Source organism: Micromonospora maritima (assembly GCF_902825405.1).
GTDB classification, from domain to species: Bacteria; Actinomycetota; Actinomycetes; order Mycobacteriales; family Micromonosporaceae; genus Micromonospora; species Micromonospora maritima.
In genome coordinates this window covers 1-11,344 of the sequence record NZ_CADEAU010000148.1, presented here as the reverse complement: position 1 = coordinate 11,344, position 11,344 = coordinate 1, and the positions used below count along the sequence as shown (strand labels likewise).

The window sequence follows — 11,344 nt, the reverse complement described above, 5'->3', positions numbered from 1 at the left end:
CCCGCCGCCAGTGGCGGCGGTCTGTCGTACGCCGCCTGACGCCGCGCCTGCGGCGGGGGCGCACCGGACGGCTGCGCCGGCACAGCCGCGGCGAGCGGGCGGCGATCGTGCTGCTCACCGCCGTCGCGGTGGTCGGCATCTGGAGTTTCGTCGACGACCTCGCCCTGCGTCTGGCGTTGGTCGTGTTGTTGCTGCTGGTCCTGCCGGCGATCGTGGTGATCGCGCTGGACCGTCGTTGAGGATGCGAGGAGAGAAGCGTTGAGCCTTGACCTGTTGCCCGCCGTGGACGTCGCCGACGGCCAGGCCGTCCGGCTCGTGCAGGGCGCCGCCGGCAGCGAGACCGCGTACGGCGACCCGCTGGAGGCGGCCCTCGCCTGGCAGTCCGACGGCGCCGAGTGGATCCACCTGGTGGACCTGGACGCCGCGTTCGGGCGGGGCTCCAACGCCGCGCTGCTGGCCGAGGTGGTCGGCAAGCTGGACGTGAAGGTCGAGCTGTCCGGCGGCATCCGCGACGACGAGTCGCTGCGGGCGGCGCTGGGCACCGGGGCGGCCCGGGTCAACATCGGCACCGCGGCGCTGGAGGACCCGCAGTGGTGCGACCGGATCTGCGGCGAGTACGGCGACCGGGTGGCGATCGGGCTGGACGTGCGCGGCCGTACCCTGTCGGCGCGCGGCTGGACCCGCGACGGCGGCGACCTCTACGAGGTGCTGGCCCGGCTGGACTCCGCCGGCGCGGCGCGGTACGTGGTCACGGACATCACCAAGGACGGCACCATGCGGGGGCCGAACCTGGACCTGCTGCGCGAGGTGTGTGCCCGCACGGACGCGCCGGTGATCGCCTCCGGCGGTGTGTCCACGCTCGACGATCTGCGGGCGCTGGCCACGCTGGAGCCGGTCGGGGTCGAGGGCGTGATCGCCGGCAAGGCGCTCTACGCGGGCGCGTTCACCGTCGCCGAGGCGCTCGCCGCGCTGCGGTCCGGCGCGTGACGGTCGAGGTCGGCGGTTCGCCGGTCGGCGACCCGGTGGTGACCCGGCTCGGCTCCGGTGGCCCGTGGGAGGCGCTCTACGGCTACTCGCGGGTGGTCCGGGCCGGCGCTCTCGCGATCACGGCCGGCTGCACCTCCACCGTGGACGGACGCGTGGCGCACGTGGGGGACGCGGCGGCACAGACCGCCCAGGCGATCCGGATCGGCCTGGACGCGCTGGCCGAGGTCGGCGCCGCCCCGGCCGACGTCGTGCGGACCCGGATGTACGTGACCGACCGGCTCTACGTCGACGAGGTGGGCCGGGCGCACAACGCGGTCTTCGGGCCGGTTCGCCCGGTGGCGACCATGGTGGTGGTGGCCGGACTGATCGACCCGGAGCACCTGGTCGAGGTCGAGCTGGAGGCGTACCTCCCCGTCGACTGAGCCGGCCCCTTCCGGTGCCTTTCGAGCTGATATCGAGAACGACTCACCCACACGGCACTTCCGCGGCGGGCCTGGCCCGTCCGGATGTCCGGAGCTACCGGCGGCGGCGGGCGCGGTCCGTCCGGAAGCCCGGCGCGGTGCCTGAGTCGTTTCAGATATCAGCTCGAAAGGCGGTGCCGGGCGATGGCTCGCTCCGCCCGCAACGGCACCCCCGGCGCAATCAAGTTGTGCACAACTTGATTGCGCGCTACTATTCAAGGCGTGACCGATGATCTGGTGCTGCGCCGGCAGGTGTGCTTCGCCCTCTACGCGGCGTCGCGCGCCCTGACCGACGTCTACCGGCCCATCCTCGACGAGCACGGCCTGACCTACCCGCAGTACCTGGTGCTGCTGGTGCTCTGGGAGCGCGGCGACGACGCCCCCACGGTCTCCGAGCTCGGCGCGCGGCTCCGGCTCGACTCCGGCACGCTCTCCCCGCTGCTCAAGCGGCTGGAGGCGGCCGGCCTGGTGGTGCGTACCCGCTCGGCTGCCGACGAGCGCCGGGTCGAGGTGGGCCTCACCGACCGCGGCCGGGCGCTGCGGGAGCGGATGGAGGACGTGCCGCTGCGGGTCGCCCGCGCCACCGGCCTCACCGAGGCCGAGCTGGTCGGGCTGCGCGACACCCTCACCCGGGTCACCGAGACGATCCACTCACAGAAGGAGCAGTGACATGCAGGTGCTCTACACCGCGTCCGCCCGGGCCACCGGCGACGGCCGCGACGGCCACGTCCGCACCTCCGACGGCACCGTCGAGCTGGACCTCGCGGTGCCGAAGGAGATGGGCGGCGCCGGTGGCGCGGCCAATCCCGAGCAGCTCTTCGCCGCCGGCTACGCGGCCTGCTTCCACTCCGCGCTGCGCATCGTCGGCCGCCAGGCCAAGGCGGACGTCTCCGGCTCCGTCGTCGAGGCCGAGGTGGGCATCGGCCCGAACGGCAGCGGTGGCTACGGCCTGACTGTCACGCTGGTGGTGGACCTGCCCGCCGTCGAGCGCTCGGCCGCCGAGCAGCTGGTCGACGCCGCACACCAGGTCTGCCCCTACTCCAACGCGACCCGCGGCAACATCGAGGTCGCCCGTACCGTCCGGGAGGCCCTGTGACTGTGAACCGGGAGATCCACCTGGCGTCCCGCCCGCAGGGGTGGCCGACCGCCGACAACTTCCGGCTGGTCACCACCGAGGTGCCGACGCCGGGTCCGGGTCAGGTCGTGGTCCGCAACCAGTTCATGTCGGTGGACCCGTACATGCGCGGGCGGATGAACGACGTCAAGTCGTACGTGCCGCCGTTCGCCCTGGACGCCCCGCTCGACGGCGGCGCGATCGGTGAGGTGGTGGCCGGCGAGGCCGAGGGCGTCAAGCCCGGCGACGTCGTGCTGCACGGTTTCGGCTGGCGCGAGTACGCGCTCGTCGACGCCCGGGCCGTGCGCAAGGTCGATCCCGGCCTCGCCCCGGTCAGCGCCTACCTGAGCGTGCTCGGCATGACCGGGCTGACCGCGTACGCCGGGCTGCTCGACGTGGCCGCCATGAAGCCGGGCGAGACCGTCTTCGTCTCCGGCGCGGCCGGCGCGGTGGGCAGCATGGTCGGCCAGATCGCGAAGCTGCGCGGCGCCGGCCGGGTGATCGGCAGCGCCGGCTCCCGGGCGAAGGTCGAGCGGCTCACCGCGCTCGGCTTCGACGCCGCCTTCGACTACCACGACGGACCGGTGTACGAGCAGCTCAAGGCCGCCGCCCCGGACGGCGTCGACGTGTACTTCGACAACGTCGGCGCCGACCACCTGGAGGCCGCGATCGGGGCGATGAACCTGCACGGCCGCGCCGCCATCTGCGGCATGATCGCCCAGTACAACTCGACCGAGCCGCCGGCCGCCCCGCGCAACCTGGCGCTGGTGATCGGCAAGCGGCTGACGCTGCGCGGCTTCCTGGTCGGCGACCACGGGCACCTGCGCGAGCAGTTCGTCCAGGAGATGGCCGGCTGGCTGCGCGAGGGCCGGCTGTCCTACGACGAGACCGTGGTCGACGGCATCGAGCAGGCGCCCGAGGCGTTCCTCGGCCTGCTGCGCGGCGAGAACCTCGGCAAGATGCTCGTCCGGCTCTGACCGACGGGCGACCCGGCGGCGGTGGCCGGCCTCACAGGGCCGGTCGCCGCCGCCCGCGCGTTGGCTAGGCTTCTGGACATGACGGTGGCGGTACGGGTGATCCCGTGTCTGGACGTGGACGCCGGGCGGGTGGTCAAGGGAGTCAACTTCCTCGACCTGCGGGATGCCGGCGACCCGGTGGAACTGGCGGCGGCGTACGACCGGGCCGGCGCGGACGAGCTGACGTTCCTCGACGTGACCGCCTCCTCCAGCGACCGGGGCACCATGCTCGACGTGGTGCGGCGCACCGCCGAGTCGGTCTTCATCCCGCTCACCGTGGGCGGCGGCGTCCGGCAGGTCGCCGACGTGGACACGCTGCTGCGGGCCGGAGCCGACAAGGTCGGGGTGAACACCGCGGCGATCGCCCGGCCGGAGCTGATCGCCGAGATCGCCGACCGGTTCGGCCGTCAGGTGCTGGTGCTCTCGCTGGACGTGCGGCGCGCGCCGGCCGGCGCCACGCCGAGCGGCTTCGAGGTGACCACGCACGGCGGCCGTCGGGGCACCGGACTGGACGCGGTCGAGTGGGCCGCGCGCGCCGCCGAGCTGGGCGCGGGCGAGATCCTGCTCAACTCGATGGACGCCGACGGCACCAAGACCGGGTTCGACCTGCCGTTGATCGAGGCGGTCCGCGCGGTGGTCGAGGTGCCGGTGATCGCCAGCGGCGGCGCGGGCGCGGTGGCGCACTTCCCCCCGGCGGTCGGCGCGGGCGCCGACGCGGTGCTCGCGGCGAGCGTGTTCCACTTCGGTGAGCTGACCGTCGGCGAGGTCAAGGACGCGTTGCGCGGCGCCGGGCACCCGGTGCGCTGACCGCGGGGTCAGGGCCGGCCGGAGTGCCCCTCGGGGGAGCGGCGCGGCATCGGGATCGACCGGACCACGTACTCCTGCACGGCGGCCGCGTGGTCGTCCTCGTGGAGCTGCCACTCGGACTCGCCCGGCGGGTGCCGGCGGCTCAGTACGCCCTGCACCGTGTCGACGGTGGTGCCCAGCCCGGCGCTGGGTCGGGTGCGCCAGAGACGCTCACCGTCCGGGGTGACCCGGAACCAGCCGTCGGCGACGCTGACCAGCCCCGCGCCGACGAGCCGGCGGACCGCCCCCTCGACCTCGTGTCGCTCGGGAATGGCCTGGTTGAGGTGGTCTGCGGTGGAGAGGACGTCGGCGAGGCGCACCCCCTCGGGACGGCGTGTCGCGGCGGCCCGGCGGTGCCGGCCGGCACCGCTCGCGATGACCAACGCGACGAAGATCCAGGCGTCGCTCCAACGCCATCCGTTCTCCCCCATGCACGAATGATGCCCGGCGACGGCGGCGGAGAAAACACCTGGTTTCGGTCCGGTACGTCGTCGCAGCTCAGAGCCGTCCGACTCGTCCCATCCGGTGGCGGTCGGCCCGGCGGTGGTCACGTAGCGTAGGCGTCCGCCGGTCGGGTGGGGATGGCGAACATCGGGATGAACACCTGGGCGAGCGGTCCGATGGCGAGCGCGTAGGCCACGGTGCCGAGCCCGACCGTGCCGCCGAGCAGCCAGCCCAGCGCCAGCACGGTGACCTCGATGACGGTCCGCACCAGCCGGACCGACCAGCGGGGGTGGCGGGCGACGAATCCGGTCATCAGGCCGTCGCGCGGACCGGGGCCGAGCCCGGCGCCCAGGTAGAGGCCGGTGGCCGCGCCGTTGGCGACGATGCCGACGACGAGCAGCGCGGCGCTCACCGGCAGACCCTCGCCCGGCGGCAGGACGGCCAGGGTGGCGTCGACGACCAGTCCGATGACCACGACGTTGCTCACCGTGCCCAGGCCGGGGCGTTGCCGCAGCGGGATCCAGAGCAGCAGCACGAGCGCGCCGACGGCGATGGTGACGGTGCCGAAGGAGAGGCCGGTCTGCCGGGCGAGCCCCTGGTGGAACACGTCCCAGGGGTCCAGGCCGAGTCCGGAGCGGATCATCAGCGCCATGCTCACGCCGTAGAGGGCGAGACCGGCGTAGAGCTGGGTGAGCCGTCGCGCCGGCCGGTGCCGGAGATTGCCAAGCTGAGCCATGCATGCCACCCTAGGGGCCAATTGCGGAGTGCAAGGGGGCCAATTCCGGAGGTGTGGCCATGACGACCCAGGTACGCGGCGTCCAATTGGCGCGTCTGCTCGGCCAGTGGCACGCACTGCCCGGTCGCCGGCGCAGCCCCGACTACGCCGCGCTCGCCGGCGCCGTCCGGGGCCTGCTCGCCGACGGCCGGCTGCCCCTCGGGGTCCGCCTGCCGGCCGAGCGCGAGCTGGCCGAGGCGTTGCGGATCAGCCGGACCACCGTCACCGCCGCGTACCGGGAGCTGCGGGAGACCGGCCACCTGGCCAGCCGGCGCGGGGCCGGGAGCTGGACCATGCTGCCGGGCACCCACCGGGTCGCCAGTACCGGCCTGTGGACACCGCTGGACGACCGGGACATGATCGACCTCGGGGTGGCCGCGCTCTCCGCGCCGGCCCAGCTCGTCCCGGCCGCCCGGGCGGCCGCCGAGGACCTGCCCCGCTACCTCGGCGGCGCCGGCTACCACCCGACCGGCATCATCGAGCTGCGCGAGGCGGTCGCCCGCGGCTACACCGAACGCGGGCTGCCCACCAGCCCGGAGCAGATCATGGTCACCAGCGGCACCCAGCACGCGCTGGACCTCGTGCTGCGGCTGGCCCTGTCGCCCGGGGGCGGGGTGCTGGTGGAGTCGCCCACCTATCCCAACGCGCTCGCCGCGCTCGCGGCCCGCCGGGCCCGGATCACCACCCACGGGCTCTCCGACGACGGCTGGGACGCCGACCTGCTGCTCGGCAGCATCCGGCAGACCCGGCCGAAGCTCGCGTACCTGATCCCGGAGTTCCACAACCCGACAGGTCACCTGATGGCCGCCGACCTGCGCGAGCGGCTGGTGGGCGCCGCCCACGCGGCCGGCACCGACCTGGTGGTGGACGAGTCCTTCGTCGACCTGCCGCTGGACGGCACCCCGCTGCCGCCCCCGGTGGCGGTCTTCGACAGGCACTCCCGGGTGATCAGCATCGGCGGGATGAGCAAGCCCTACTGGGGTGGCCTGCGGATCGGCTGGGTGCGCGCCTCCGCGCCCCAGGTGCAGCGCCTGGCCGCGGCCCGGGTCGGGGTGGACATGGCCAGCCCGGTGCTCGACCAACTCGTCGCGGTGCACCTGCTCGCCCAGGCGCCGGCCATCGTGACCGCCCGCCGGGCGCAGCTGGCCGCCCAGCGGGACGCCCTGGTCGCGGCGCTGGCCGAGCGGCTCCCGGACTGGCGGATCACCGTGCCGCGCGGCGGCGTCACGCTCTGGGCCGAGCTGGACGGCCCGATCTCCAGCGCGCTGGCCCGGGCCGCCGAGGAGGTGGGCGTTCGGCTGGCGCCCGGCCCCCGGTTCGGCCTGGACGGGACGCTGGAGCGGTTCCTCCGGCTGCCCTTCACGCTGCCGGCAGCCGAGCTGGTGGAGGCGGTCGGCCGGCTCGCCGCGGTCCGGTACGACCTGGACCGGGCCGGCCGGCCGCAGTGGCGGGAGCCGAGCGTCATCGCCTGACCGGGGGCCGCCCGATCCGGTGGGTGTCCGGGGAAGCGGGTCACCGGGTCGGCCCGGCCCCGCAGACTGCGCGGGTGGGCAACGGGGGCGGTGGGCGGTGGTCGTGGTCGGTCCGGCCCGGCGCGCCGGGCTCCCGGACCACCCGGCTGGAACTCTTCTACGACCTGGTGTTCGTCTTCGCGTTCCTGAGCGTCACCACGCTCACCGCCAGCGAACTCACCCCGGTCAACCTCTACCGCTTCCTGCTGGTGCTGGCGCTGTTGTGGTGGTCGTGGACCGGGTTCGTCCGGATGGGCAACGCGCTGCGCGCCGACCAGGGCGTGCTGCCGCTGGTCGGGTTCGTCACCGTGGCCGCGACGTTCCTGCTGGTGCTCAGCGCGCCCAGCGCGTTCACGGACCGGCCGGGTGGGCTGCCCGGTCCCCTGGTCTTCGCCGGCAGCTACTTCGTGATCCGGATGGCGCAGCTCGCGATCCTCGGCTGGGCGGAGCGCTCCGATCCGGTCGGTCGCCGCCGGTTGCTGACGCGCGCCCTGGTCCCGACGGTGGCCACCGTGCTGCTGGTGGTGGCCGGCTTCGTCCGGTCCGAGATGTCGGACAAGCGGCTCGCCGTCGTGCTGCAACTGCTCCTCTGGACGCTGGCGCTGCTGATCGAGTACGTCGTCGGGGTGACGCTGGCCCGGCGCTGGTGGGTGGTGACGTCGGCCGGGCACTGGGCGGAACGGCACGCGCTGATGGTGCTCGTCGCGCTCGGCGAGTCGATCATCGCGCTCGGGCTCGGCCCGAAGACCGGGCTGCCGCTGACCGGCCCGGTGGCGGTGGCCGCGCTGCTCGGCATCCTGATCGTGGCGGCGCTCTGGTGGGCGTACTTCGACACCCTGGCGTTCGCGCTGGAGCAGGTCCTGCACCACGCCCGCGGCGAGGCTGCCCGGCGCCGGTTGGCCCGTGACGTCTACACGTTCCTGCACCTGCCGATGATCATCGGCACCATCCTCTACGCGCTCGGCCTCAAGGACCTGCTGGCCGAGGTCGCCGCGCCGGAGACACCGGACTGGGGGTGGCCGCTCGGCGGTTTCTGGGGCGGGGTGCTGTTCGGCGGTGTGGCGCTCTACCTGCTCAGCCTCGCCGGCTGCTGGCGGCTGGCGCTGCGCGAGACGCACTGGCCGCTGCTGGTCACGGCGGCGGCGCTCGCCCTGTCGGGTCCGTTCGCGTTCCGGGTGCCGGAGGTGGCCGCGTTGGGCGTGCTGGCAGTGCTCACCGCCGTCGGCGTGGCCTGGGAGACGCGCAGCGAGGACGGCCGGCGGCACCGGGTTCGCCAGCTCGCGCTGGAGGAGCAGCTCGCGTCGGAGGCCGAGCAGAGCCGGTGGCGGCGCGAGCACCTGTGACCCATGCACGCGCCGGGAAGGAGGCCGACCGGCCGTGCCCCGGGACGGTGGGGCACGGCCGGTGCGGCCTCGCGGGCGTCGCCTACAGCTCGGCGAGCGTGCCCTCGTACATCTTGTCGATCTCGCCGGCGAAGTTGGTCTCCACGCTGCGGCGCTTGATCTTCAGCGACGGGGTGACCTCACCGTCCTCGATGGTGAGGTCGCGGGGGAGGATCGTCACCTTCTTGATCGTCTCCCAGCGGTTGAGCCTGGTGTTCAGCTCGGCCACGTAGCCCTCGACCATCTCCCGCGCCTGCGGCGAGGTGACGATCGTGGTGTAGTCGCTGCCCTCCAGCGGGGTGCCGGCGGCCCAGCCCTTGATTGCGTCCGGGTCGAGCGTGACCAGCATGGTGCAGTAGTTGCGGGCCTGGCCGATCACCACCGCCTGGGAGGTGTACGGGCAGACCGCCTTGAACATGCCCTCGATGTGCGACGGCGCGACGTACTTGCCGCCGGACGTCTTGACCAGGTCCTTCTTCCGGTCGGTGATGCGCAGGTAGCCGTCATCGTCGAGGGTGCCGATGTCGCCGGTGCGGAAGAAGCCGTCGTCGGTGAACGCCTCGGCGGTCTCCTGCGGCAGGTTGTGGTAGCCGCGCATGACCGGACGACCGCGCACCAGGATCTCGCCGTCGGTGTCGATCCGGCACTCCAGGTCGCCCATGGCCCGGCCCACGCTGCCGATCTTCAGGCCGCCGGGCGGGTTGACGAAGGCGCCGGCACTGGTCTCGGTCAGGCCGTATCCCTCGGAGATGGGCAGGTTCGCGGCGGCGAAGAACGTGGCGATCTCCTTGCTCAGCGGCGCCGCGCCGGAGACCAGCACCCGCATCCGGCCGCCGAGCCGGGCCTGGAGCTTGCTGAACACGAGCTTCTCGGCGAGCGCGTACTTCAGCCGCAGGCCGGTCGGGACCGGCTTGCCGGCCTGCTCCAGCGCGACCTTCTCCTTGCCGACGGAGACACCCCAGGCGAAGATCTTGGCCTTCGCGCCGCCGGCGCCCTGCGCGGTGGTGACCGCCTTGTTGTAGACCTTCTCGAAGACCCGGGGAGCGCCGCACATGAGCGTCGGGCGGACCACGCCGAGCAGCTCGACCAGCTTGTCCACCCGGCCGTCGACGTAGGTGGGCAGGCCCACGTGGGTGGCGCCGCAGAGCAGCGTCTTGCCGAACGAGTGGGACAGCGGCAGCCACAGGTACTGCAGGTCGTCGACCCGCAGCAGGCCCAGCTCGGCCTGCGCCACGCCCTCCCAGCACCAGCCGCCGTGCAGCAGCTCCACGCCCTTCGGGCGGCCGGTGGTGCCCGAGGTGTAGATCAGGGTGGCCAGGTGGTCCGGCCCGATGCCCGCGACCAGCATGTCGATCAGGTCGGGCTCGGCGCCGAGCGCGGCGGCCCCGCGCTCCTCCAGCTCGGCCAGGGTGAGCTGGGGTACGCCGGCCGCCGGGTCGGGCGTGCCGTCGAAGAGCACCACGTGGGTCAGCGCGGGCAGGTCCGCGCCGGCGATCTTCGCCGCCTGCGCCGGGTTCTCCGCGAACAGCACCCGCGACCCGGAGTCGGCGATGATGTAGACCGCGTCGTCGGGCTCGGTGGTCGGGTAGACGGTGGTCGTGGCCCCGCCGGCGCACATGATGCCGAAGTCGGCGAGCACCCACTCCAGCCGGGTGTTGGCCAGGATCGCCACCGGGTCCTCCAGGCCGACACCGAGCCCGTGCAGCCCGGAGGCGATCGCCTTGGCGCGCTGCCCGACCTGCTCCCACGTCAGCCAGACCGGGCCCGAGTCGTCGGGTGCGGGGTGGGCGAAGGCGTGCCGGTCGGGGGAATCCGCCACGCGCTTGAGAAACATGTCGGGTACGGAACGGTACGGTACATCGAGAGCCATCGCTGTAGCCGCCTTCAGGGTGGAGGGACGTGACGGGGGTCACGCCGATCTGCGGTTACCGAAGGGTATTGCCTGCACCGGGGCAGCGGCTAGCCCCGGAAGGCGCGTACGATGCCGGTCCCGCCTCGTGGAACCCGGAGTCAGGTGTACCGGGCGGCCGCGCGGGACCAGTCGTACGTGGCCCGGATCCAGTCCCGCCGGGTGTCCAGGAACGCCCGCACCCCGTCGTCGGCCCCGATCGCCAACGCCGCGTCCCGCTCCGCGTAGGTCGCCAGAGCGGTGTTGAACCGGGCCGCCGCCGCCCGCAGCGCCGCCGGCTCGTCGTGTCCGTTCTCACCCGCGATCGTGGTGACCAGGTTGTGCGCCTCCGGCGCGACACCGCGCTCCTTGTCGTAGGAGAACAGGTCGTTGCACCAGCACACCAGGTCGGTGGCGAGGGCGTCCAGCGCGGCCAGCGCCGGCTCGGACCGCTGTGCCGGGCCGGTCCGGGACGCGCGGGCCAGGTCGGTCATGGTGAAGCTGGGGCGTACGCCGCCGGTGTGCCGGCGCATCTGGGTGTACTCGGACACCCCGGGCACCCGCCGGTGCTCCCGGTTGGCCGCCTCCCACAGCAGCGCCAGCAGGTACTCCCGCAACTGGCTGACCAGGCGCAGCAGCAACGCGGGTTGCCGCTTCCCACGGGCCCGGCGGCACAGGTCGTCGAGCGCGACCGCGAGCGGCCCGACGTGGGTCGGCCTGGGCGTGTCCGGGTCGCCGTGCCGGTCGAGCACGGCCAGCAGCGCCGCCACGGTCGGGGCGAGCCGGGTGGGGTCCGCGCCCAGACCGTCGTCGTCGCAGGCGTCGTCCATCACGAACAGCCAGTTGATCAGATCGGTCAGCAGCCGCAGGCCGTCCGGTGAGCCTTCGGGGGCCGCCCGCCCGGCCAGCTCGGCGGCGTG

General features: G+C 73.7%; 13 protein-coding genes. 9 read left to right on the top strand and 4 right to left on the bottom strand.

Annotated features, from left to right (window positions below):
* From HUW36_RS15620 to hisF, 7 genes are all read left to right on the top strand, one after another.
* Positions 1-239, top strand: a 239-nt coding sequence (locus HUW36_RS15620; RefSeq protein WP_174528839.1) for a hypothetical protein, incomplete at its 5' end; no start/stop codon positions are given.
* A gap of 19 nt (positions 240-258) precedes the next feature.
* On the top strand, positions 259-987 hold the full coding sequence (gene priA, locus HUW36_RS15615) for a bifunctional 1-(5-phosphoribosyl)-5-((5-phosphoribosylamino)methylideneamino)imidazole-4-carboxamide isomerase/phosphoribosylanthranilate isomerase PriA (RefSeq protein ID WP_174528838.1): 729 nt from the start codon (positions 259-261) through the stop codon (positions 985-987).
* The gene (locus HUW36_RS15610) at positions 984-1,409 is read left to right on the top strand and encodes a Rid family hydrolase (protein ID WP_217428819.1); all 426 of its coding nucleotides are present in this window, start codon (positions 984-986) and stop codon (positions 1,407-1,409) included. The genes priA and HUW36_RS15610 overlap by 4 nt, the downstream gene beginning before the upstream one ends.
* 261 nt (positions 1,410-1,670) lie before the next feature.
* Entirely contained in the window at positions 1,671-2,117 is a 447-nt protein-coding gene (locus tag HUW36_RS15605) for a MarR family winged helix-turn-helix transcriptional regulator (RefSeq protein WP_174528837.1), read from the top strand.
* A 1-nt stretch (position 2,118) separates the two neighbouring features.
* Complete coding sequence (locus HUW36_RS15600) at positions 2,119-2,544, top strand: organic hydroperoxide resistance protein (RefSeq protein WP_174528836.1); 426 nt, start codon at positions 2,119-2,121, stop codon at positions 2,542-2,544.
* On the top strand, positions 2,541-3,539 hold the full coding sequence (locus HUW36_RS15595) for an NADP-dependent oxidoreductase (protein ID WP_174528835.1): 999 nt from the start codon (positions 2,541-2,543) through the stop codon (positions 3,537-3,539). The genes HUW36_RS15600 and HUW36_RS15595 overlap by 4 nt, the downstream gene beginning before the upstream one ends.
* 78 nt (positions 3,540-3,617) lie before the next feature.
* Complete coding sequence (gene hisF, locus HUW36_RS15590) at positions 3,618-4,385, top strand: imidazole glycerol phosphate synthase subunit HisF (protein ID WP_174528834.1); 768 nt, start codon at positions 3,618-3,620, stop codon at positions 4,383-4,385.
* 8 nt (positions 4,386-4,393) lie between these two features.
* On the opposite strand, the gene HUW36_RS15585 is transcribed toward hisF, so the two are convergent.
* Both HUW36_RS15585 and yczE read right to left on the bottom strand, forming a co-directional pair.
* A complete protein-coding gene (locus HUW36_RS15585; protein ID WP_174528833.1) occupies positions 4,394-4,855 on the bottom strand; it encodes a hypothetical protein in 462 nt (153 codons plus the stop codon).
* A 116-nt stretch (positions 4,856-4,971) separates the two neighbouring features.
* On the bottom strand, positions 4,972-5,604 hold the full coding sequence (gene yczE, locus HUW36_RS15580) for a membrane protein YczE (protein ID WP_174528832.1): 633 nt from the start codon (positions 5,602-5,604) through the stop codon (positions 4,972-4,974).
* Positions 5,605-5,663: 59 nt separating this feature from the next.
* On the opposite strand from yczE, the gene yczR reads away from it, so the two are divergent.
* Both yczR and HUW36_RS15570 read left to right on the top strand, forming a co-directional pair.
* A complete protein-coding gene (yczR, locus tag HUW36_RS15575; protein ID WP_174528831.1) occupies positions 5,664-7,115 on the top strand; it encodes a MocR-like transcription factor YczR in 1,452 nt (483 codons plus the stop codon).
* 74 nt (positions 7,116-7,189) lie between these two features.
* Complete coding sequence (locus HUW36_RS15570; protein WP_174528830.1) at positions 7,190-8,497, top strand: low temperature requirement protein A; 1,308 nt, start codon at positions 7,190-7,192, stop codon at positions 8,495-8,497.
* Between the two features lie 82 nt (positions 8,498-8,579).
* Here the strand turns inward: HUW36_RS15570 and HUW36_RS15565 are convergent, their stop codons facing one another.
* Positions 8,580-10,406 (bottom strand): AMP-dependent synthetase/ligase, encoded by a 1,827-nt coding sequence (locus HUW36_RS15565; protein ID WP_174528829.1) that lies wholly within the window; start codon positions 10,404-10,406, stop codon positions 8,580-8,582.
* Between the two features lie 140 nt (positions 10,407-10,546).
* Positions 10,547-11,344: terpene synthase family protein (locus HUW36_RS15560; protein WP_174528828.1), on the bottom strand; the 798-nt coding region annotated here is incomplete at its 5' end.